Here is a 23091-nt window from a genome sequence, read left to right on the forward strand (position 1 = left end):
TTTTATAACACAGAATTATCACATTTATGTTTTAACATTAAATGGGGCTTCTATCTTTGGTGTGAACTAAGTTAGGTATGTTGTTATAGAGTGAAAATTATGAAATGGAGTGATCCACTATGATGATAAGCGGTTTAAATAGTTATTCATCTTTTACATATATGAATTACAATACATCGACTTCAGAAAACTCTGACATGGCTAAGGGACCTAAGGGTCCAGGTGGTCCTCGAGGAGGGAAGCCTCCAGGAGCACCCCCTAAAGGTGGACATCAAGGCGGGCCTAAAGGACCTAACCTTGATACTGATGACGATGGTTACTGGAGTAAAACCGAGTTGGAAGAATATGCTTCATACTCATCTGAGGAGCTAGGTATTTCATTAGATGTTGATGATATTATGAGCAAATATGATACCGATTCTGATGGTAAGATTAGTAGTGATGAAAGAGATGCCTTAGGAAAAGATAATGCATTTCAATTGCCACCGCCTGAAGAACTAATGAAAAGTATGATGTCAAAGCCTCGACCGAACTCTAGTGACGATGAGAACAATGATTTTAATATATCAGAAAATACAAGTTATATAGCTATGAGTATCAATGCGTACACTCAAAGTATGAATTATAATAACGAAAGCATAACAGCACTTTTTGAAACTACTGCTTAACTTGTATTAGCCTATGATAGAAGCTCTGAGTTTATACAATAAGTTTAATTTCAAGTTTTGTGAGTATCCTAATCAAGTAATTCAATAGATGAGTAATAAAAAAACACTTTAATCTTTTGGAAAGTTACAAAAATTAAAGTGTTTTTATTTTGAAAAATTTTGAGCGTTGTGGTATAATTTTCCTAAATATTACTTTCTTATATGGTTAACAAACTGCCAAATATGAAAGTTGACATTGCGAGGAGGGGAAAAAGATGAAGAAAAGTCCAGCTCCGGCACTTACCAAAGGCTTAGAAATAATTGAATTAATTGCCGAAGAAGGTGAACTGGGATTTAATGCAATTAGTGAAATGAAAAAGATAAGTGTAAGTAGTCTAAATAGAATTTTAAAGGTTCTAGTATCAAAATCTTATTTGGTGAAAAATGACAAAGGAAAATATATGTTGGGATCAAGGATATTTACCCTTGCTAAAAGTGATTCTATATGGAATGGAATATTAAAGAGAGCATCTTCTATATTAAAGGAAATAAGCCAAAAGTATGAAGCTACAGCTATGCTGTTTGGATTTTCAGATGAATCAGTAATTGCATTAGATAAAGCTATAAATGTAGATAGTGTAGTCATGCAAAAAGTTGGAAATGTTAGCAAGCAGTTCTTATCTAGGCCCTGGGGATTTGTATATATGTCAAACCTTTCTGAGGACAGAAAGAAAATATTAATAGAGATTGTTAAAAAGAGTGAAGAAGACAATAAGAACTTACCTTCTACTGAAGAAATAGAAGAATATATAGAGTACGCAAAAAAAGAAGGCTATTCAGATGATTTTGGCAAGATAAAATCTTCAATACGTAAACTAGCAGTACCTATATATAATTCAAAGGGAGAGGTTATTTCAGCTTTAGCTGTAGGATTTGTAAACGGTGCTCTAAGTGAAATAAAGGTACAGGAGATTGTTCGACATTTAAAAACCAAAGCTGATGAGCTAACTGAACTAATTAGCGTTTAAAAAATCTAATTGTAATGGGGTATAGGTATATGGTTACTGAAAATTTTTCGAAAAAGCTCCTAGAATCATTTGTAGGAAATATGGCAACGTTTATATTGAATATGCTATTTCCATTTGTAGTTACAAAATTATATGGAGCAGACATATTAGGAAAGTATACCTATGGGTATTCTATCGTTGTAATGGCCGCTTTTTTTGCATCATTAGGATTGAGTATGGGACTTCTTTATTATATACCCAAAAAGGGAAATAAATATATTACTTCCTCATTTGTGTTGAATTTTGTAACAAGCATTTTTATAATTCTAGTTCTCTTTATTTTTATTAAGGATATAACAGTTAGGGCCATGTTACCATTGATATGGCTTTTATCTGCAGAAGATATATTTTTTAGTATATACAGGGTGAAACAGAATATAAAAGAGTTCTTTGCTGTAAGAATTTTAGTAGGTTTTACACTTAAAATAGTTCTTTCATGGGTATTTTTTAACCTATATGGGGTTAATTCTTTATACGTAATCTTTGCAACATATATTTCAGTTGTACTATGCTTAATGTTCTATTTTATTAGAGAAAGAGATATGTTTGGAGAATTCTTTATAACCAGTGAAGTCATAAAGTATTCTTTACCCTTAATGGTTGGATCGATGATGTGGCTTATAATGAATAATATAGATATGATCATGATAGGTAATATGCTGGGTAAAGAAGAGGTTGCAATATATAGTGTAGCAGCTAAGATAGCAACATTTCCATCAATCTTGTTAGTAGTTCTTAATACAGTATTTCCGCCTATAGTTGCTAAGTTATATCATGATGAGGAATTAGAAAAACTTAGAAATATGTATAAGATATCAGCTAGATCCCTTGCGGCTATATCGAGTATAATAATTTTGATGACAGTCATTTTTAGAAAGAGTATATTAAGCTATTTTGGACCTGAGTTTGTTGGAGGACAGTATGCTATTATATATAGAGGAATAGGGCAGCTTATAAATGCATCTGTGGGTAGTGTGTGGTATATAGTTTGTATGACCGGTAGATCTAAGATAAATATGATTGGGAAAATTTCAGCTGCATTAATTAATACAGTATTAAACTTTTTATTAATACCTACTCTTGGGATAACAGGAGCGGCCCTTGCAAGTATGATAGCTGTGGGGTTTGTAAATATTTTAGGGTATTTGATAGTAAAAAGAATATTGAAGGTAAAGGTTTATGGGATTATCTAGAGAAAATAACTATTATAAAAAGATCAGGGAGGTAAGAAATTGAGAAAAGTTGATGTTAAGGAAATTAAATTAGCTATGAAGGAAATGTGTATAAGTGCTAATTATAACCTTGGAGAGGATGTTTTAGAAGCTTTTGAGAGATTTAAGGAAAATGAAGAATCGCCTGTGGGAAAAGGAATAATGGACAATCTTATTAAAAATGCTGAGATAGCTAAAAATAATGAGGTGCCTATGTGTCAGGATACTGGAATGGCTGTAGTATTTGCTGAGATTGGACAAGAAGTTCAACTAATAGGTGGAAATATAAGCGATGCAATAAATGAAGGGGTAAGGGAAGGGTATAAAGAAGGATATTTGAGAAAGTCAGTTGTAGGAGATCCACTTATTAGACAAAACACAGGAGATAATACACCGGCTGTAATATATTACGATATAGTTCAAGGAGATAGGGTTAAAATAACATTTGCTCCCAAAGGCTTTGGTAGCGAAAATATGAGTAAAACCAAGATGTTAAAACCTTCCGACGGAATAAAGGGAGTAGAGGATTTTGTAGTTGAAACTGTATCTCAAGCTGGACCCAATCCATGTCCACCTATCGTTGTGGGTGTAGGTATTGGTGGAACCTTAGATAAAGCAACATATATGGCTAAAAAGGCTTTAGTAAGACCTATTGGTGAAAATAATAAACTAGAGCATATTAAAGAAATGGAAGAAAGGCTTTTGAAGAAGATTAATGACCTTGGCATAGGACCGCAGGGTTTAGGAGGAAGAACTACTGCTCTTACTGTTAATATCGATGTTTTTGCCACACATATAGCGGGCCTACCTGTAGCGGTGAATATAAATTGTCATGCTGCGAGGCATGAGGAAAGAGTAGTATAGCACAATAACCTAGACTAGGAAGGAGAAGATTAGTATGAGCGCTAATATTAAGAGAATATCTACACCTTTAACTGAAGACAAGGTTAAGTCTCTAAAGGCTGGAGATACTGTTTATATAACAGGGACTATATATACCGGTAGAGATGCGGCACATCAGAGGTTAATAGATGCACTAGAGAAGGGCACGGAACTGCCATTTGATATAAAGGATCAGATTATATACTATGTGGGGCCAGCTCCAGCTAAGCCGGGTCAAGTAATTGGATCTGCTGGACCTACGACTAGTTATAGAATGGACGATTTGACTGTTCCTTTACTTGAGTTAGGACTAAACGGGATGATAGGCAAAGGGAGCAGAAGTGAAAAGGTTATAGAAGGTATGAAGGAGTATGGAGCAGTATACTTTGCGGCTATTGGGGGAGCCGGTGCTTTGATTTCCGATTCAATAAAGAAGTCAGAAATCATTGCCTATGAAGATTTAGGTCCTGAGGCCATAAGAAAGCTTGAAGTAGTTGATTTTCCAGTGATAGCAGTTATAGATAGTTATGGGAATAATCTATATGAAACAGAAAGAGAAAAATATAGAAGATAGAGGAACGGTTTTATAATGAGCTAAATTAAATATTACGAAGGACTGCTAAATACATAAAAAAGCATAGATCGGTTTTTTGACTTAACTTACAAATAAAGGTATAATTAGCATTGCAAAAGTGAGATAATCAATATATATATATAAGCTAAGAAAAACATCTTACATTCCGAAGGTTTAACATCCCTAAAAACGTCGGCTGTTAAATCTCCAGAATATAAGATGTTTATAGTATTATATATAGACGAGCTCATAGAAATAAAAATGAAGGGATGAAAAAATGAATAGTGGGGCAAACGAAAGACTAACATTTAAGAAGCTTATATTACTGACGGTTTTTGGAGTTTTGTTTTATCTTTTTGTCAGTAATCCAGAGTATCTTGCCAAGGGTGTCAAGATTGTTAAGCCTGTAGTAAGTGCTTTTATTATCGCATATTTATTAGATCCATTAGTTAAGTTCACTAGTACTAAGCTAAAGATAAAACGTGGAAGAAGTGTCTTGATTATTTTTGGTTTGTTTATTGTATTAATCATATTTATTATTCAAATAGTTGTGCCAAGTATCGCACAAAGTACAACTGAAATAATAAAGAGTATACCATCATCAAGGGAAGAAGTAGATAGAGCCGTAGGAAGTATTTTATCGGGCTTCGGGAGTAAAGAGCTATCGGCATCGGTGATGGCCTATCTAGATGAATCTATTGAATATATTATTCAAAACTTTAGTACACTAGCGTCAAAGCTTATAGAAGGCGTAATGACTAGAATTGTATATATAACTTCAGGTATTTTTAGTACCGTAATCAGTGTCTTCATAGCCATATATATGCTTTTAGATAAAGAAGACTTAATGGCTCGTTTTAAAAGAATGCTTTATGCTTACAACAAAAAGGACGATGCGGATCACATACTTTATGTTGCTCGTAAAAGTAATGAGATCTTCTTAAGTTTCTTTAATGGCAAATTTTTAGATTCGGCGATCATAGGTGCTTTGTGCTTCGTTATTTTGCTAGTAGTGAGAATTCCTTATGCTTTAGTAATTGCGCTAATAATTGGTGCTACAAATATGATTCCTTACTTTGGACCATTTATGGGTGGAATACCGGCTGTAATAATTACTCTTATTACAAGCCCTAATCCTATGCAAGCTGTATGGCTTGGAATCATAATCATTGCATTACAACAATTTGACGGTCTCTACTTAGGACCAAAGATTTTAGGGGACAAAGTAGGTGTAGGAGCCTTCTGGATTATCACATCTGTAACAGTAGGTGGAGCTATTATGGGTGTTTGGGGAATGCTTCTTGGAGTTCCTGTTACTGTACTAGTAAAGACCTTGGTTGAGCAATCGGTAGCAAGAAGATTAGAAGAAAAAGATATGGAAGATCTTGAAATTGATAATTTGAAATAACTGCTAAAGAGGCTGTCTTCAATAGATTGAAAATCTAGAATTGGATGGCCTTTTTATTTTAATTATTTTTTCAAATTGTAAACTTAAATGAAAGCTATAGTATAGAGTATTGAAAGAGAAAATGAAATTTCATAGATAGTATATTGACAAAAATAGAATAAAGAACTATTATTATCACATAGATATATATAAATATATCTATGTGATTTGTGGTGAGAGGTGATTTCATGGAAGAAAAAATTGAGATATTTAAAGCACTTTCAGATAAAAATAGGCTTCTAATAATTGATATGCTCTCATGTGGTGAACTTTGTGCCTGTGACATAATGGAGGGTCTAAATCTTACGCAGCCTACTATATCACACCATATGAAAATACTAGGGTATGCAAAACTTATAAATTCAAGAAAAGATGGTAAGTGGACTAGATATTCACTTAAAAAGGATGCTTTTGATGATTTATCTGGTTTTATAAATTATTTATCGTCATATAAAGAAAAATGTATATGTGAAGGTGTTATAAAGAACAAGTGTAGCGAAGACGATTAAATTGAAGGTGAAAGATTAAGAAAATAAAGAAGTAAAATCATGTCATAGGAAACTAAGAAGCAAGGCAAAATTTAATTTTTGAGTATAGTATAAGCACCATAGATACTAATTCTAGTTAAAATAGTCAACAATACAAGACATTGGTTTAAGGATACAAAAAAACATTGTGTAAAGACTATGACTAAGGAGGATTTATCATGAAAAAGAAGGTAGCATTTGTTTGTGTTCACAATTCATGCCGTTCTCAGATGGCAGAAGGCTGGGCTAAGAAATTAGGTAATGATGTGCTTGAAGTGTATTCAGCAGGTACTGAGGATTATCCACAAGTAAAGCCTGGAGCAGTACAGGTAATGGAGGAAGCAGGAGTGGATATGAGTGATCATCATCCAAAGCTTTTAACAGATATTCCAGAAGAAATAGACATCTTAATAACTATGGGATGCAATGTAGTTTGTCCCTATGTACCGTGTGAGCATTCAGAAGACTGGAGGCTTGAAGATCCATCAGGAGGACCTATTGAGGGATTTAGAGAAACAAGAGATATTATAAAGACAAAAGTAGAAGAGTTAATTGAAAGAGTAAAGAATGGTGAACTGTAAAAACTAAATTACGTGCCAAGTCGATGAATATTTCAAATAACGCAGAAATTTGCCATTCTGAGACATCCCCATTATATATATCAGTGTTTTAAGGAGGATAAATCAATGAAAATAGAATTTTTTGAGCCACCAATGTGTTGTCCAACTGGTGTTTGTGGACCCAGTGTAGACGAAAAATTAGTGAAACTAATGGAGAATATAGAGCACTTAAAAAAGAAATATGAAGATATTCAGATTGAAAGGTATATGATAACACAACAGCCAATGAAATTTAAGGAAAATGAAAAAGTGTATAAACTAGTAAAAGATAATGGAAAAAAAGTACTTCCAGTAACGACTGTTAATGGAGAGGTTATTAAGGCTAATGAATATCCAACCCTTGAAGAGATGGAAAAAAGCTTAGGAGATGAATAAAATGGAAACTAAATTTATATTTTTCTCTGGAAAAGGAGGAGTAGGTAAAACCTCAATGGCATGCACCACGGGAGTGTATTATGCTGACCAGGGAAAAAGAACATTAATAGTTACAACAGATCCTGCAGCAAATCTATCTGATGTCTTTGAACAGGAAATAGGTCATAGGGTAACGGAAATTGATGGAATAGCAAACTTATTTGCAATGGAGATTGATCCTGAAAAGGCTACAAATGAGTATAAAGAAAGATCTTTAGCGCCTATGAGGGAGCTTTTTGACGAAGAAATTATTAAAATTGCCGAAGAGCAGTTAAGTGGACCATGTACAGAAGAAATGGCGTCCTTTGACAGATTCATTGACTTTATGGAGGAGGATACCTTTGATATTATAATCTTTGATACTGCGCCTACTGGACATACAATTAGACTTTTAGAGTTGCCAGTAGATTGGAGTAAACATATCGAGGAAAGTGCAAAGGGGAGTGGGCAAACCTGTATGGGGCCTGTATCATTAATACAGGAAAGTAAGCAAAAATACGATAATGCAATTGAAAAACTGAGAGATACAGATAAAACAGATTTTATTTTTGTAATGCAGCCGGAGCAAACTTCTCTACAAGAAACAATAAGGTCATCTAATGAGCTAAAAGAATTAGGCATAAATACAACAAAAATAATTATTAATGGATTTATTCCAAAGGAAGAAGCCATAAATCAATTCTTTAAATCAAGATATGATATGCAGCAAAGTTACTTGGCAAAAGCAAAGGAAACATTTACAGATATAGCTATAGTAACGATGGAATTATTTGACTCAGAGCTTAAAGGTATAGGAATGTTTAGAAAGAGCGGAGAAAGATTATTTAAGGCGAATAGTGATAAGAAGAGTATAGAGAATCTTATCTATCCTCAAAAGGGAAAAAGAAAAAATATATTCTTTTCAGGTAAAGGTGGAGTAGGGAAGACATCTATGGCTTGTATTACTGCAATACAAACTGCAAGAAAAGGCTATAAAACTCTACTCATGACAACCGACCCTGCAGCACATATTGGAAATGTATTAGAAAAGCCTGTTACAGATTCAGTTACGCAAATAGATGGGGTAGATAATCTATTTGCAGTAAAGATTGACCAAAAGAAAGCAACGGAAGAATATAAGAATATGGTATTGTTAGATGCTAGAGAAAAGTTTGACAAAACAACTGTAATGGCTATGGAAGAAGAATTGGATTCACCATGTACAGAAGAAATGGCAGCTTTTCAAAAGTTTATCGAATATGCTAATCTAGAAGATTTTGAAGTAATTGTATTTGATACTGCACCTACAGGACATACACTCAGGCTACTGGAACTTCCAATGGATTGGAGTAAGCAAATTCAATTTAAAGCTGGAGAGTCGACTGAAATAAGTGAAGGGGATAAAAAAGAAAAAGAGAAGTTTCAAAAGGTTATAGAGATGTTAAAGGATGGAGAAAGAACTACATTTGCTTTTGTAGTGTATCCAGAAAAAACTCCAATCATAGAAGCGTATAGAGCATCAAAAGAATTAGAAACAGTTGGAATAAAAACTCAATTAGCTGTTGCAAATCTTATAATTCCAGAAGAGCAAGCTATAACCCCTTTCTTTAAAAATAGAAGAAATATGCAGCTAAAATATTTAGATGAAATAAAAGAACGATTTGATAGATCTTATATACTTCAAGTTCCAATGTATGATAATGAGATTAAAGGTATTGAAATGTTGAGAAATATAGGAAAAAGTTGCTTTTAGGTTAACCATATATATGTAAATTTAAATACTAATAAATTATACAGAAAAATAGAGCTATCGGCATCGGTGATGGCATATATTGATAATATTAAAACCCTCTAATTTAGAGGGTTTTAATATATTTAACCTACTTATTATTATCAAATCCTTGTTTTTTAATAGAAGGATAAACCTTAGGAAAATAAACAAATTTATAAAATTTAGATATACCCTGGGACCAACTCTTATCATCCTCACCATTAGTTCTTTCTATCATATATTTACTTACTTCCTCATCATACCTGTCAATAATACTTTCAAGATCATGATTATATGACTCTTCATGGAAAACTGCTTCCTTTGGAAGTCTTGGTTTCAATGCGGAGTTATCCTTTGGATACCCTACTACAAGACCAGCAACAGGGTAAACATATTCAGGTAAATTCAATAGCTTAACAAACTCCTCTGGCTCATTTCTTACAGCGCCAATGGGAACTATGCCAAGACCTAAAGATTCAGCAGCACCTATAGCATTTCCCATGGCGATACCAACGTCAACACTACCAACCATTATACTTTCTAAACTCTGAGTTATCACTATATCTTCGTTGTTTTTATCACAAGCAATTTTAGCTCTGTAAAAATCTAATGCGAACAATAGAAATACGGGTGCTTCATCTATCCAAGGTTGACCGCCTGAAAGTTCAGCTATTTTCTTTTTAGTGTCCTTATTTCTAACGGCTATAATACTAACCTGTTGACCATTGATAGATGAAGGAGCATGTTGAGCAGATTTTACTATTAAGTCTATATATTCGTCTGAAACATCTTTATCTAAATAACTTCTAATTGATCTGTGATTTGTAAATGTGCGAATAACATCATTCATGAAAATACCTCCAATTTAAATTTGTGGTTTATATTATACCCATTGAAACAACTTTAAAATCATCAATTGGAAAAAAATGATAATGTGACAAAATATATGCTCCAAAAATAAAAGACATATAAAAGACAATATACAGCTAACTTATTTAAATGATAAAATTATTGAAAAATTCAAACAATATAGAGTTTTTTTTTATGGCTTTGCCGATAGAATATTTTTGGAAGGGGTTGAGATGATGAAATACAATGAAAAAAGTATTTTGGATTCACTTGTTGAAGTTGCTGAGTATATTAAAGGTATTTTTGATGAGGACGTTATGACAACAATAACCGATACTGAAAAAGTAGTATTTTACTCTCCTGGCCAGAAGCTTGATATTAAATTTGAGAAGGGGAGACGTTTTAAAGAAGGTGGATTATTGTATAGAACTATTCAAGAGAATAAGAAAGTAGTAGGCTATGTTGACAAGTCCGCATTTGGAATACCCTTTAAATCCGTTGCAATTCCAATAAGGAATGATGATGAAGTGTGTATAGGCTGTCTTGGCATCTCTAGAAGTGTAGAAAAACAAAATAGGCTTAATGGACTTTCTGAGAACGTTGCTGCAGCCCTTGAGGAGATAACAGCAAGTATTGATGAAATTTCTTCTGGAGCCCATAAAATTGCTGACTCTTCAAATGATATTTCTACAAAAAGTATGGAGGCAAGAAACCAAGTAGGTCAGACCGATGGCATCTTACAATATATAAAAAATATATCGGATCAGACAAATATGCTTGGTTTAAATGCCGCTATTGAGGCTGCCAGAGCTGGAGAACATGGCAGAGGATTTTCTGTAGTTGCAGAAGAGATAAGAAAACTATCCGATGAAACTAAAAATGCCGTTGGAAATATTAAAAACCTGTTAGATGGCATAAAAACTTCTGTTGATGAAATGTACTCAGCTATTAATGAGACAAGTTCTATCATAAATATTCAAGCCGAAACAACAGAGCAAATTGGAGCGGCCATTCAAGAACTTAATTCTACATCTCAGCTTTTAGCTGATTTAGCTAAGGATCTGTAATAAGAAATATTTTATAACTTTAAAACAATATCTTTATAATCCTACTTGGTCGACCTGCATTTGACATTACCCTCTTACCGACAATCTCCGCATATCCTCCTTTTTCAAGCTTCTCGAGGATTCTATTCATGCTTCGTAAAGTAACTCCAAAATCTGCTGCTAACTCTTTAGGGGTAAAGCAGTCTTTCTTATTTTGTTCTGCTATACAATGTAATTTGAATATAGTATTTATACTTAGTTCTGTTTCATTAGCAATATTATGAAACGTCTCATCGATTAGAACCTTCTGTGGGTCATCTTCATCTTTATCTGCGAGAATAGGACCAACAAAGTTCTTTCCGTTATAGACTACAAATGCTTGATTTCCTCCATTCTTTTTAGCTCTTTGCATGCCTAGATTTGCACTATATTTAGCTTCCCTTGCAGTAATACCATATCCGATGCCTACACTGAGGGTATTTGAAGTATTTTCAGATATTACCTTCAAGAGATCAAGCTTTTGAAGGTTTTTAGTTTCTCTTTCTAAAATGCTCTTGGTACAAAAAATGAGGTATCCCCTAACTCCAACCTCTACTACGGCTCCTTGGATTTTCTGAGCAAATAAATAAATATCCTCTGAAACCTTCATTTTCTCCACCATAATCTGATACTCATTTTCACTGATTAACGAGTATTCACTTGTCAGATCTATTTCGATTGAAAGTACCACAATTTGACTACTCTTATTAATGTTGGCTTCGTTTCTCAATTGAAAGCGATGTAGGGTCTGTTTTATGACATCGGCTGTTGGGTCTAAGCTAAGACATGGAATATTCTTACTTACAAGATAAGTATAAACATTTGATAAACCGGTAATGCAGCAGGAGACTTTATTCTCATAAAAATTTTTCTCATGAAATGATTTTAGATATTGAAAAAAGTTATCGTCATATAAACTTTGGTCGGCTATAAAAATATTTAATTGGTCCTTTTCAATACCAATTTCATCATAAACTCTCAAAACCGTATCCATATCATAGGAATCAATACTAACTTTGAAGATACTCTTTTTATGTATTAGTATAGCTTCTAAAAAGGTTCTTAGAAGTTGACTATAATCTCTAGGAATATAATCCCATGGTATCTTAGGAATCATTACATTAATTAAGATGTCATAGGGAACATGACCTGTAAATATTATTCCGTCTAAATATTGTTCAGCAGACTTAATCATTTTAACAAATTCAGTAGTATTAGGTATCTCATCTATAAGGATAGTAACTATTTCTATATTTTTGAAGTATGCCTTTGCTGTTTCATTGATCTTTTGCATCCTTCTTCTATGACCCACAATCCCTATTTTTAACTTCATCAAGTACCTCCTATGAAATCTATTTTGATAATATTATATAACAAAAATTTCAACAATAAAAGACATATAAAAGACAATATACAGTCGAGGTCTTTAAATGATAGAATTGTTATAAAGATTAAGAATAAGCTGAATATTCCAATAATAATCAAAGGCCTTTAAATTCTATAATAATATCCATTAATTTACAAATCTAAGATTTAGAATTAGCAAAAGTATGATAGTAAAAAAATAAAAGATAAAGGGGATATGTAAATGCGCCTAACAAATAAGTACTTAGGATCAGCCAAGATAACAACTGAAACTGAGGTTGTGGCAGGATCAGTTATATCAACAACGCTGGAATATGTAGTTGGCAAATACGGAATGGACGATAGCGGAAATATTCGTATTGCATGGAGAAGTGTAAGTGACTGGGAAGGTCCGCAATTCGATGATCCGAAGGGCTTCGGTTATACAACAGTTACAACAAACGGAAATGCCATTTTACATTATAAGAAAAGCGTCCATCAAAGGCCATTCCACAATTGTTTAGAAATCAAGGTACGTGACGGAGATTTACATGAAGGTGATGTAATCAAGGTAGTATTTGGAGATCGTTCTAAGGGTAGCCCTGGAATACGTGTTCAGACCTTTGTGGAATCAGAACATGAGTATAAGGTCTTTGTAGATCCACTAAATGTTTGTCGCTATGAGGAGATTGAAGATTCGCCTAAAATGAAGGTTGTATCAGGTCCGATTAGTGAGGTTCAGGTAGTGTTGCCATCTAAGGTAAGGAAAAATGAAGAATTTGATATTGTAGTACGTGTACTAGATGAGTGGGGTAACCCTTGTACTGATTTTGAAGGAGAAATTGCTTTAAGGCCATATCAAACTAAGGAAAGCCTTGGTATTCCAAATGTAGTAAAAATCAACAAAGGCGATGGCGGATTTGTAAGAATACCAGGAAATAAAATTGATGTAGAAGGCACATATCATATAGAGGCTGAATATGCACCACATAGATTACAAGCAGTTAGTAATGGAATAATTTGTGGAGAACATGATGAGTATAAACTCTACTGGGGAGATGCCCACGGTCAAACAGCGTTAACTATAGGTACAGGTTCGCTAGATGAATATTTTAGCTTTGGACGTGGACCTGCGGCAATCGATTTCACAGGATGGCAGGGTAATGATTTTGAGGTTTCTCAGTGGAAATGGGAGAAAGTAAAACAAAAGACTAAAGAATACTATGAGCCAGGTCGCTTTGTTACCTTCTTAGGCTACGAATGGTCTGGAAATTTCCCTGGTGGTGGAGACCATAATGTTTACTTTATGGGTGACGATGAGGAGTTCTATCCACATTGTAACTGGACTAGCTATAAAGATGGTGAAACAAATGACAACAATAGATACCCTATTTCTGAGCTTTGGGAAGAATTTAGAGGGCGTAAGGATGTAATGGTTATACCTCACATTGGCGGTAGACCAGGTAATTTAAATTATCATGATCCAGAATTCACACCGGTTATAGAAATTCATTCTCACCATGGGACCTTTGAATGGTTTGCAAGAGATGCTATGAAGCGAGGTCTGAAGGTTGGTTTTATTGCTACCAGTGACGATCATACATGTAGACCAGGGTTATCCTATCCACTACAAAATGTAAAACAGTTAGCGGCTGCATTTGATGTTGCCAATGGATTTACAGCAGTATATGCAAAGGAATTAACAAGAGAAGGCATTTGGGAAGCCATAAAAAGTAGAAGAGTCTATGCGACTACATTTGCAAGAATAGCTCTTGACGCTAAAATAGATGGACACTATATGGGTGAAGAGATAACGTTAGACAAAGAACCTGTAATCGATGTGAATGTTGTAGGTACAGCACCAATAGAATCCGTTGAGATCATCAATGGGAATGAAACAATATATAAAGAAAGCTATAAGAATGAAGAAGATATTTCTACAAATATCAGGAAAGTAAAGATTATGTGGGAAGGCGTTATGACCACTGGAAGACGTAAATCAACAAACTGGGATGGTATTTTAAGCATCAGCAAAGGCAAGATTTGCAGTGCTAAAGAGATTGCCTTCGATAGAATCGAACAGGGACTTGTAAATGTTACTAATCAGTGGATTGACTGGCATTCTACAACTTCCGGTGATATGGATGGATTATATTTAGAGATAGAAGCTCCCGATGATGCTGTTATTTCATTCAGCTCTAAACCAGTTTCATTTAATGTTAAGGTATCAGAATTAACAGAAGAGCCATTAAAGTTTGAAGGTGGTGGAGTTAACTTAAACGCTAAGATAGGACTTACTACAGAAAAGCCAGTAGTTAAATCTGAAGAATATGAAGCTTATAAGGTTAACTTCAGTTATAAGGATTCTAATATCAAAGAAGGATTAAATCCATATTGGGTTAAGGTAGTTCAAGCAGATGGACATATGGCATGGTCATCACCGATTTTTGTAAATCACAAATAAAGTAATGACATTTTAAAGATTAATAAATTATATACTAATTGGGGCTTAGATATCACTTGGATTAATGTGAAAGCTCTGACATATTCTAAAGCCCCAATTAAGAATTGAAATAAAAAAAATTAAGGTCTACTTGAAAGGCTCTATTGGTTATTTTTCTAGAATAAAAAAGATAAAAATGTACAATATTTGTCATCTATAAGGTTGCGACAGCCTCGGGTATCAAGGTGGTATTGGAATAGAGAAAAGCAAAGAATGAAACTATATTGATATGGAGGGGAAAAATATGTCAACCAATGTAGTGAATAATGAAAATGCTAAATCGAAATTGAGTAATTTGTTTAAATTATTGTTAGGACCAATATTATTTTTTATCGTATATAGCATTCCTTTAGAAGGTCTGGATATAAAGGCTAGAATGTGCTTGGCCATATATATGTGGTTAATAGCTTGGTGGGTTCTAAAGCCCATTCCTTGGATCGCCACTTCACTAGTGCCACTTCTTCTATTTCCAGTTCTAGATATTATGAATTTGAAAATAGTTGTTACCAAACTATTTGGACAAAGAATAACATTTCTTTTAATATTCGTATTTTTACTTGCAACGGCCATAAGACGATATGGAATTGGGGAGAGACTTTCATTGTCTTTATTAGCACTCAGATGGATTAATGGTTCGATAGATAGGTTTATAATAATGTATATGCTAGCTACATGTTTGATGCAAGCAACATTTGGTATCGTAGGTATAATCGTTTCTATACCTATAGGTGTTGCCGTTATTGATCATATTCATAAAGAGAGTGAGAAGCAGGGCCTAAAATACAACAAAGTTAAACTAGGATCACATATTATCTTAGCCTGTGCATATGGACAGCTAGCAGGAGGGATGATGACAATACAAGCCATTCCTCAAAACGCTCTAGTTCTTTCTCTATTTGAAGAACAAACTGGTGTAGCGATATCATACTTTCAATGGTTGATTCCAGGAATTATAACAGGTTTTGCATTTTTGATTGCAGCGTATTTATTATTAAAGATACTTTTTAAACATGAAATACACGAAATTCCAGGTGGAGTTAAATATTTTCAAGATCAAAAAGCTGCCCTTGGCAAGATTACCAAGAGTGAAAAGATTCTTAGTGTACTTGTAGGATTTATAATTATTCTTTGGATAATGCAGACCTTTGTTAAAATAAAAGGTATGGATTTTTATTGGATATCATTCTTAGGATTATTCCTATTGTATATAATTCCAAATGGCAAGGGAAATAATGAGGCATTCTTAACTGTGAACGATGCAAAATCACTAAACTGGGACGTTATATTCCTTGTAACTTCAGCTGTTGGATTTTCAGGTTTAATGACAGAGTTAGGAATAATTAAATACGTTGCTAATCACCTTAGCGGACTAAATGGAATAACATTGGTTATAATTGCTGCAATTGTGACACCTCTAATGACAAACTTCCTTGCTGGGATGGCAACCGCTGCGACTATGTCAACTTTACTCATCCCATTACTAGCTAAAACTGGTATTCATCCACTTGTGGGAGTTAAGCTTATAGCAATAGGAGCTGTTGGACTGATGTTCCCTTGGGCAGGAACAGCAGGTGCGATAGTTTATGGAAGTCAGAGAATTGATTTTAAAGATATGGCTGTGACAGGTGCTCTTATGGCGCTGTTGTTGGCACTAATTCTAATTCCTCTAAACCTTATACTCATGAAAATACCAGGATTTTATCCACTGCTATAAGGACATTTAATAATTTAAGTCTCAAATTTTTTAATAAGGTTTAGGCGATTAAAGCATTATTAGAAATATAATTCTAGAAAAATAATATAAATAGAATAAGTATAAAAGAATTATTAAACCCTATTAGGTATACTTGAGCTAATAGGGTTTTCTTTTATATAATAAGAGTAGTAACTTATAAATAAGCAACATAGAGCTTTTAATTAAGTAACTTGTTATCCAGAAGGAGAATTTTTATGAATAAAAGAATAGGTGTAATAGCCTCGGATATTGAACTTAAGAACAGTATAACGGAATTGTTTTTAGACGACGTTGAAGAGGGAAACATAATAATAGATATGCTAGATCCTGACAATATGGAAAGTCAGGGGAAAATCCTTGAAAATAAGGGCGCAAAGATTGTTGTTGCAAGGAGTGGAGGATATAAGCATATTAGCGGTACTGTAAATATTCCCATAGTACGCCTTAAAATAACTACCATAGATGTTTTACAGGCAATAAAAAGAGCAAGGAAGCACATGAAGGAAATAGTTCTAGTGATTTGGGATGAAGTATACTTTAATTACGATGAATGGAAGGATATTATTAACGCGGAGATAATCCTAGAAAAGTTTAAAGAAAAGGATGAAATAAAGGAAAGAGTTGAAAAATATCGAGATAAGAAAGATGATGTTATCATTGTAGGTAGTGGGATTGCCTGTGCCTTTGCCAGGGCATATGGTATGGACAATGTTTTTATAAATGCAAGTAAGGAATCTATATATGAGACAATAAAATACGCTAAAGAGCTTGTAGATAACTTAGAAGATGAAAAATTCAAAACAGAGGTTCTAAAGACAATTCTAGATGGAGTTCATGATGCGGTTATCGCCGTGGATAATGAGCAGAGGGTCATACTGTATAACGAGAGAGCTCAGGAACTACTTGGAAAAGATGCCGAAGATGTTATGCATAGAGAACTATTAAAGGTTCTTCCTTCTCTGGATTTTATGATAGATATCTTAGAAAATAGAGTAGACAAGCATGGTGAAATAAAATACCTAGAAAGTCTAACTATAACTACAAACACATCGATACTAAAGGTTGATGGAAATACCCACGGAGTTCTATGTTCCTTTCAAGACATTACAAAACTCCAAAAGCTAGAGAAGAAAATAAGATATGAGCTTAATAAAAAGGGACTTTATGCAAAATATAAATTTGAGGATTTAGTAGCTAATGATCCTATTATGAAAGGAACCATAGAGAAGGCAAAAAAGGTAGGCGCAAGTGAATGTACTGTAATCATATATGGTGAAAGTGGAACCGGTAAGGAAATGATAGCCCAAGGTATGCACAACATAAGTCAGAGGAAGGACTCACCATTTGTTGCAATAAACTGTGCGGCTATATCGGAAAATCTCCTTGAAAGTGAGCTTTTTGGATATGAAGAAGGGGCATTTACCGGAGCAAGAAAGGGAGGAAAACCGGGACTCTTTGAATTAGCCCATGGAGGAACAATATTATTAGACGAAATAAATAGTATATCATTAAACCTTCAGGCAAAGCTCCTAAGGGTACTTGAAGAAAAGGAAATAATGAGAATAGGATCAGACTATGTAATCCCACTGGATGTAAGGGTGATTGCTGCGGCCAATGAAGAGCTAAAGAGAAAGGTTGACGATGGAAGCTTTAGAAGGGACCTGTTTTATAGACTCAGCATACTTCAGGTAAACATTCCGCCTCTAAGAAAAAGAAAAAAGGATGTCATGCCGCTATTTACCTACTATTTGAAGCAGTTAGCTGGGAATGATGTAGATGCACTTATTGATAAGGATATAGAAGAAAAACTGATAAACTACAATTGGCCCGGTAATGTAAGGGAGCTTAGAAATGTAGCTCAGGGATATTTGCTTTTGAATGAGATTAATTTAGATGAAGGTGAAATAATAAGACATAGCAACTTGGAGGAAAAAAATCTAAAGGGAACATTAGACTTAAAAGAAATCAATAGATTTATCGAAGACAAGATTATCGATATGCTCTTAAGACAGGGACTTACAAAGACTGAAATTGCAAATATGCTAGGAATAAGTAGAACGGCCCTTTGGAAGAAAATTAATAAATGACAACAAAAGTAAACACAAGGTTAACATTAGTTAACGTGAAATAAATATTGATTATAAGAAAGATTGGAAAATACAGGTGTTGAGCCTGTATTTTTTTTGGCATGAATATTGCTATATATTTAAGGTAGATATTTATGGGAAATTTAAAGAAAGTAATTTATTTAAAGATAAATGCAAAATCAGAGGGGGGATAGAATGGTTTACAAGAGTTTTGATGAGTTGATTGAAAAGGTTCAAAATCTTGAATCCATAAAAAAGGTTGCAGTAGTTGTAGCTGAGGATGAGCATACATTAGAAGCTGTATTTAAGGCTAAAGAGGATAAGATTGTTGAACCGATTCTAATAGGTTGCAAAGAAAAGATAAAAGAAGTTCTAGCTAAACTAAATGAAAGCTTGGATGAGGAATCTATAATTGATGCTGCTGATGATAGAGAAGCTGCTGTCAAAGCAGTAGAGCTTGTTAATAGCGATAAAGTAGATTTTATAATGAAGGGTAAAATCCAAACTGCTGATCTATTAAAGGCTGTTGTGGATAAGGAAAAAGGTCTACAAACAGGAAGAATTATGTCCCATGTGGTAATCCATGAGATTCCTACCTATCATAAGCTTTTAGCCGTTACAGATGGTGGGATGATGATGTATCCTAATGTAGCGCAAAAGAAAGAAATAATAGAGAATGCGGTAGACACCTATAGAGCTATGGGATATGAAAGTCCAAAAGTAGCAGTGCTTACTGCCGTTGAAAAGGTGAACCCTAAAATGCCTGAAACTATTGATGCAGATGAGTTAAAACAAATGAATATAAATGGAGAAATAAAGGACTGTATTGTAGAAGGTCCAATATCCTATGACCTTACCATGAGTAAAGAATCTGCTAAAATTAAAGGATTTGAAAGTGAAGTTACCGGCGATGCTGATATATTAATTGTTCCAAATATTACAGCGGGTAACATCCTAGGTAAGTCATTAGTATATACAGCAAATGCTAAGATGGCTGGATTTATTGTAGGCGCTAAGGTTCCTATAGTATTGACATCTAGAGGTTCTACATCTGAAGAGAAGTATCTGTCATTGGTATTATCAGCTTCAGCTGTAAAGTAGATAGGTTTTAATAAATTATATTTCTAATAAAATTTTGGACAACAATAGAAGGAGTGAAGAAATGAAAAAGTTATTAACTGGTAATGAGGCCATAGCCCGTGGGGCATATGAAGCAGGCGTTAAATATGCATCAGCTTATCCTGGAACACCTAGTACTGAAATATTGGAAAACGTTGCCCTATACAAAGGTGACATATTAGCAGAATGGGCTCCAAATGAAAAGGTTGCATTAGAAGCTGCTATCGGTGGTTCTATTGCTGGAGCAAGAACTCTTGCAGCTATGAAGCACGTAGGTGTAAACGTTGCTGCGGACCCACTATTTACTTTTGCATATACAGGAGTAAACGGTGGTATGGTTCTTATTACTGCTGACGAACCAGGTCACCATTCATCACAAAATGAGCAAGATAATAGAAACTATGCAAAATTTGCTAAGATTGCGATGTTAGAGCCTGCTGACAGTCAAGAATCTAAGGATATGGTAAAGACTGCACTTGAAATAAGTGAGAAATATGATACTCCTGTACTTCTTAGAATGACAACTAGAGTCTGTCACTCAAAGGGTATAGTTGAATGTTACGATAGAGAAGAAGTAGGAATAAAAGAATACGTTAAAAATATAAAGAAATATATGACTATACCAGCCCATGCGGGACAATTAAGAATAAAGGTAGAGGAAAGGTTAAATAAATTAGCGAAATTCTCAAACGAAACTGAGCTTAACTTCTTTGAGTGGAATGATACAAAGATCGGTATTATAGCATCAGGTGTTGCCTTTGGATATGCAAAGGAAGTATTCGGTAATACTGCATCATATCTAAAGCTTGGATTCACTAATCCGCTACCAAGTGATAAGATTAAGGAATTTGCAAGTAAGGTTGATAAGATCTACATTATAGAAGAAAATGATCCATATATAGAAGAACATTTAAAAATGTTAGGAATAGAGTGCCACGGTAAGGACGTTTTCCCATACACTGGAGAGATGACTGCCGATGTAATAAGAAAATCAGTATTTGGTGAAGCAAAGCCGTCTATAGAATACGATGAGACTAAGGTTGTTGGTAGACCTCCAACTCTTTGTGCAGGATGTCCACATAGAGGATTCTTCTATGAACTTGGAAAGAGAAAGAATGTTATGGTTTCTGGTGATATAGGTTGCTATACATTAGGATTTGCTGAACCATACAATGCAATGGACTTCAATATCTGTATGGGAGCAAGTATAAGTGCTGGTCACGGAGCTCAGCAGGTATTCAACATGAAAGAGGGTTCTGGTAAGAGAGTTGTATCTGTACTTGGTGACTCTACATTCTTCCACACTGGAATCAACTCATTACTAGATGTTGTTTACAATGGAAGTAATACAGTAAACGTTATACTAGATAACAGAATTACTGGTATGACAGGACATCAGGAAAACCCAGGATCAGGATATACACTACAAGGAAAACCAACTACAATGGTAGATATTGAAGCACTTGTAAAGGCATGCGGTGTGAAGCATATTAGATCTATTGATCCAAATAATCTTAAGTTAGTTAAGGAAACTTTTGATTGGGCATTAGAATTAGATGAGCCTTCAGTAATCATCACTAGATGGCCTTGTGTCCTTAAAAAGTTCTCTAAGGAAGATAAAGAAGAGTTTGTAGGTGCATTTACTGAGAAGTGTGAGATAGATCATGAAAAATGTATTGGATGTAGAAAGTGTATCAAGACAGGATGTCCAGCATTATCATTCAACAAAGAAACTAGAAAAGCAAGTATAGATAGAATGCATTGCGTAGGATGTGAAGTATGTCTTCAAACGTGTCCAGTGAATGCTATTGCTAAGGAGGTTAAATAATATGACAAAGAGTATTCTTTTAGTAGGAGTAGGTGGTCAAGGTACAATCCTTGCAAGTAAGCTTTTAACAATAGGTCTTATGGAAGCTGGATATGACGTAAAAATGAGTGAAATCCACGGAATGTCTCAAAGAGGAGGTTCTGTATCATCTCAGGTTAGATATGGAGATAAGGTAGAATCACCTGTTATAGAAATCGGTGGAGCAGATATATTGGTTTCCTTTGAAAAAATGGAAGCTGTAAGATGGTTAAAGTATCTAAAGCCAGAAGGTAAAGCTGTTGTAAATGACTTTGAAATAGAGTCAATGCCAATCCTTAACGGAAAGGTAGATTATCCAGAAGGAATAATTGAGCATTTAAAGGAAAAAGCAAATGCAACTGTTGTAGATGCGACAGTGAAGGCAGAGGAACTTGGAAATGCCAAGGTTATGAACGTAATCCTTCTTGGTACCCTAGTAAAATCTATGGGTCTTGATGAAATAGATTGGGAAAGAATCATAAGAGAAAACGTAAAGGAAAGATTTATTGATATTAACATTGAAGCTATAAAAGTAGGTATGGATTTAGTTAAATAGCTTAAATGTGATATAAATTTCATAACTTTTTTAGCCCATTACAATGTTAAACCCGGATTTTTCATGAATAATCCGGGTTTAATACCTAGAAGTTGTCTGACTTAAAGTAAGATTCATAGATGCTAAACAGAATAAATAAAAGGAGGGTGTACCTTGAAAAAAGGAGATTTTTTATGGCTTTCAGCCCTAGCAGCATTCGTATTAATATTAGTATTACCTGCAACCCATGAGATGTTTGTACAACTTACTACAAATCATCCTTATATCGGTGGATTTATAAAATTTGCAATACTTGCAACGATGGGTGAATTATTAGCCATAAGAATTGCTACAGGTGACTGGAACAAGCCTAGCGGAATAGTTTATAGATCGGCTATTTGGGGCTTTTTAGGAATGGTTATAGTTCTAATATTTGGATTATTTGCAATGGGAGTAAAGGGGAGTCTTGCAAATGGCATGCTGCCAGGAGGAGAGTCAAAGTTTGCATTTGCTTTCTTTGTTAGTTCGATAATGAACTTAACCTTTGCACCAACTATGATGGCATTCCATCGTATAACAGATACATATATAGACCTGAAATATGATGGAAAAGGTAAAGTAACTATAAATGATGTAGTATCAAAAATCGATTGGAATGGTTTTGTATCCTTTGTTGTAGTAAAAACTATACCGATTTTCTGGATACCAGCCCATACAATTACATTCTTATTACCACCGGAGTATAGGGTTTTAGTAGCAGCAGGATTATCTATTGCACTTGGTGCAATTTTAGCCTTTGCTAAAAAGAAACAAAGTAAGACTGCATAATTTATATAGGGGGAGAAAATA

20 protein-coding genes are annotated in these 23091 nt (G+C 34.3%); 18 read left to right on the plus strand and 2 right to left on the minus strand.

What is annotated here, in order from left to right; all coding sequences use genetic code 11:
* The first annotated feature begins 119 nt into the window (after positions 1-119).
* The 10 genes from R9X47_RS21370 to R9X47_RS21415 all read left to right on the plus strand — a co-directional run bounded on the left by R9X47_RS21370 (position 120) and on the right by R9X47_RS21415 (position 9121).
* Complete coding sequence (locus tag R9X47_RS21370; RefSeq protein ID WP_432663112.1) at positions 120-668, plus strand: hypothetical protein; 549 nt, start codon at positions 120-122, stop codon at positions 666-668.
* A gap of 254 nt (positions 669-922) precedes the next feature.
* A complete protein-coding gene (locus tag R9X47_RS21375) occupies positions 923-1675 on the plus strand; it encodes an IclR family transcriptional regulator domain-containing protein (protein WP_432663113.1) in 753 nt (250 codons plus the stop codon).
* A gap of 29 nt (positions 1676-1704) precedes the next feature.
* On the plus strand, positions 1705-2907 hold the full coding sequence (locus R9X47_RS21380; RefSeq protein WP_432663114.1) for an oligosaccharide flippase family protein: 1203 nt from the start codon (positions 1705-1707) through the stop codon (positions 2905-2907).
* 39 nt (positions 2908-2946) lie between these two features.
* Complete coding sequence (locus R9X47_RS21385; RefSeq protein WP_432663115.1) at positions 2947-3789, plus strand: fumarate hydratase; 843 nt, start codon at positions 2947-2949, stop codon at positions 3787-3789.
* A gap of 34 nt (positions 3790-3823) precedes the next feature.
* Positions 3824-4381 (plus strand): Fe-S-containing hydro-lyase, encoded by a 558-nt coding sequence (locus tag R9X47_RS21390; RefSeq protein ID WP_432663116.1) that lies wholly within the window; start codon positions 3824-3826, stop codon positions 4379-4381.
* A gap of 277 nt (positions 4382-4658) precedes the next feature.
* Complete coding sequence (locus R9X47_RS21395) at positions 4659-5789, plus strand: AI-2E family transporter (protein WP_432663117.1); 1131 nt, start codon at positions 4659-4661, stop codon at positions 5787-5789.
* A 227-nt stretch (positions 5790-6016) separates the two neighbouring features.
* Positions 6017-6337: an ArsR/SmtB family transcription factor gene (locus R9X47_RS21400; RefSeq protein WP_432663118.1), complete on the plus strand. Its 321-nt coding sequence runs from the start codon at positions 6017-6019 to the stop codon at positions 6335-6337.
* Positions 6338-6534: 197 nt separating this feature from the next.
* Positions 6535-6936: an arsenate reductase ArsC gene (locus R9X47_RS21405; RefSeq protein WP_432663119.1), complete on the plus strand. Its 402-nt coding sequence runs from the start codon at positions 6535-6537 to the stop codon at positions 6934-6936.
* Between the two features lie 105 nt (positions 6937-7041).
* Positions 7042-7350, plus strand: coding sequence for an arsenite efflux transporter metallochaperone ArsD (arsD, locus tag R9X47_RS21410; protein WP_432663120.1), 309 nt, complete (start codon positions 7042-7044; stop codon positions 7348-7350).
* Position 7351: 1 nt separating this feature from the next.
* Positions 7352-9121: a TRC40/GET3/ArsA family transport-energizing ATPase gene (locus R9X47_RS21415; RefSeq protein WP_432663121.1), complete on the plus strand. Its 1770-nt coding sequence runs from the start codon at positions 7352-7354 to the stop codon at positions 9119-9121.
* Between the two features lie 127 nt (positions 9122-9248).
* Here R9X47_RS21415 and R9X47_RS21420 read toward each other — a convergent pair whose 3' ends face one another.
* Positions 9249-9989 carry an NADPH-dependent oxidoreductase gene (locus R9X47_RS21420; RefSeq protein WP_432663122.1) on the minus strand — a complete coding sequence of 247 codons (741 nt, stop codon included), beginning with the start codon at positions 9987-9989 and terminating at the stop codon, positions 9249-9251.
* 232 nt (positions 9990-10221) lie between these two features.
* Between R9X47_RS21420 and R9X47_RS21425 the strand changes: the two genes are divergently transcribed.
* Positions 10222-11055 carry a methyl-accepting chemotaxis protein gene (locus R9X47_RS21425; RefSeq protein ID WP_432663123.1) on the plus strand — a complete coding sequence of 278 codons (834 nt, stop codon included), beginning with the start codon at positions 10222-10224 and terminating at the stop codon, positions 11053-11055.
* 19 nt (positions 11056-11074) lie between these two features.
* Here the strand turns inward: R9X47_RS21425 and R9X47_RS21430 are convergent, their stop codons facing one another.
* Positions 11075-12406 carry a hypothetical protein gene (locus R9X47_RS21430; RefSeq protein WP_432663124.1) on the minus strand — a complete coding sequence of 444 codons (1332 nt, stop codon included), beginning with the start codon at positions 12404-12406 and terminating at the stop codon, positions 11075-11077.
* A gap of 255 nt (positions 12407-12661) precedes the next feature.
* On the opposite strand from R9X47_RS21430, the gene R9X47_RS21435 reads away from it, so the two are divergent.
* From R9X47_RS21435 to R9X47_RS21465, 7 genes are all read left to right on the plus strand, one after another.
* Entirely contained in the window at positions 12662-14881 is a 2220-nt protein-coding gene (locus tag R9X47_RS21435; protein WP_432663125.1) for a DUF3604 domain-containing protein, read from the plus strand.
* Positions 14882-15164: 283 nt separating this feature from the next.
* Positions 15165-16634 carry an SLC13 family permease gene (locus R9X47_RS21440; protein WP_432663126.1) on the plus strand — a complete coding sequence of 490 codons (1470 nt, stop codon included), beginning with the start codon at positions 15165-15167 and terminating at the stop codon, positions 16632-16634.
* Positions 16635-16870: 236 nt separating this feature from the next.
* The gene (locus R9X47_RS21445) at positions 16871-18742 is read left to right on the plus strand and encodes a sigma 54-interacting transcriptional regulator (RefSeq protein WP_432663127.1); all 1872 of its coding nucleotides are present in this window, start codon (positions 16871-16873) and stop codon (positions 18740-18742) included.
* Between the two features lie 195 nt (positions 18743-18937).
* Positions 18938-19843: a bifunctional enoyl-CoA hydratase/phosphate acetyltransferase gene (locus tag R9X47_RS21450; RefSeq protein WP_432663128.1), complete on the plus strand. Its 906-nt coding sequence runs from the start codon at positions 18938-18940 to the stop codon at positions 19841-19843.
* A gap of 61 nt (positions 19844-19904) precedes the next feature.
* Positions 19905-21689, plus strand: a complete 1785-nt coding sequence (iorA, locus tag R9X47_RS21455) for an indolepyruvate ferredoxin oxidoreductase subunit alpha (RefSeq protein WP_432663129.1) — start codon at positions 19905-19907, stop codon at positions 21687-21689.
* A gap of 1 nt (position 21690) precedes the next feature.
* On the plus strand, positions 21691-22263 hold the full coding sequence (locus R9X47_RS21460) for an indolepyruvate oxidoreductase subunit beta (RefSeq protein ID WP_432663130.1): 573 nt from the start codon (positions 21691-21693) through the stop codon (positions 22261-22263).
* Positions 22264-22416: 153 nt separating this feature from the next.
* Positions 22417-23070 carry an Mpv17/PMP22 family protein gene (locus R9X47_RS21465; RefSeq protein ID WP_432663131.1) on the plus strand — a complete coding sequence of 218 codons (654 nt, stop codon included), beginning with the start codon at positions 22417-22419 and terminating at the stop codon, positions 23068-23070.
* Positions 23071-23091: the final 21 nt, after the last annotated feature.

The sequence above is a fragment of the Wukongibacter baidiensis genome, from assembly GCF_050888315.1.
Taxonomy (GTDB): Bacteria; Bacillota; Clostridia; order Peptostreptococcales; family Caminicellaceae; genus Wukongibacter; species Wukongibacter baidiensis.

Bases quoted from the DNA above. Each gene is read 5' to 3' on its own strand.
- R9X47_RS21405 (WP_432663119.1), top strand. From the start codon at position 6,535: ATGAAAAAGAAGGTAGCATTTGTTTGTGTTCACAATTCATGCCGTTCT.
- R9X47_RS21445 (WP_432663127.1), top strand. From the start codon at position 16,871: ATGAATAAAAGAATAGGTGTAATAGCCTCGGATATTGAACTTAAGAAC.
- R9X47_RS21390 (WP_432663116.1), top strand. From the start codon at position 3,824: ATGAGCGCTAATATTAAGAGAATATCTACACCTTTAACTGAAGACAAG.
- iorA (WP_432663129.1), top strand. From the start codon at position 19,905: ATGAAAAAGTTATTAACTGGTAATGAGGCCATAGCCCGTGGGGCATAT.
- R9X47_RS21430 (WP_432663124.1), bottom strand. From the start codon at position 12,406: ATGAAGTTAAAAATAGGGATTGTGGGTCATAGAAGAAGGATGCAAAAG.
- R9X47_RS21375 (WP_432663113.1), top strand. From the start codon at position 923: ATGAAGAAAAGTCCAGCTCCGGCACTTACCAAAGGCTTAGAAATAATT.
- R9X47_RS21400 (WP_432663118.1), top strand. From the start codon at position 6,017: ATGGAAGAAAAAATTGAGATATTTAAAGCACTTTCAGATAAAAATAGG.
- R9X47_RS21425 (WP_432663123.1), top strand. From the start codon at position 10,222: ATGATGAAATACAATGAAAAAAGTATTTTGGATTCACTTGTTGAAGTT.
- R9X47_RS21440 (WP_432663126.1), top strand. From the start codon at position 15,165: ATGTCAACCAATGTAGTGAATAATGAAAATGCTAAATCGAAATTGAGT.
- R9X47_RS21395 (WP_432663117.1), top strand. From the start codon at position 4,659: ATGAATAGTGGGGCAAACGAAAGACTAACATTTAAGAAGCTTATATTA.
- R9X47_RS21370 (WP_432663112.1), top strand. From the start codon at position 120: ATGATGATAAGCGGTTTAAATAGTTATTCATCTTTTACATATATGAAT.
- R9X47_RS21460 (WP_432663130.1), top strand. From the start codon at position 21,691: ATGACAAAGAGTATTCTTTTAGTAGGAGTAGGTGGTCAAGGTACAATC.
- arsD (WP_432663120.1), top strand. From the start codon at position 7,042: ATGAAAATAGAATTTTTTGAGCCACCAATGTGTTGTCCAACTGGTGTT.
- R9X47_RS21450 (WP_432663128.1), top strand. From the start codon at position 18,938: ATGGTTTACAAGAGTTTTGATGAGTTGATTGAAAAGGTTCAAAATCTT.
- R9X47_RS21415 (WP_432663121.1), top strand. From the start codon at position 7,352: ATGGAAACTAAATTTATATTTTTCTCTGGAAAAGGAGGAGTAGGTAAA.
- R9X47_RS21380 (WP_432663114.1), top strand. From the start codon at position 1,705: ATGGTTACTGAAAATTTTTCGAAAAAGCTCCTAGAATCATTTGTAGGA.
- R9X47_RS21420 (WP_432663122.1), bottom strand. From the start codon at position 9,989: ATGAATGATGTTATTCGCACATTTACAAATCACAGATCAATTAGAAGT.
- R9X47_RS21435 (WP_432663125.1), top strand. From the start codon at position 12,662: ATGCGCCTAACAAATAAGTACTTAGGATCAGCCAAGATAACAACTGAA.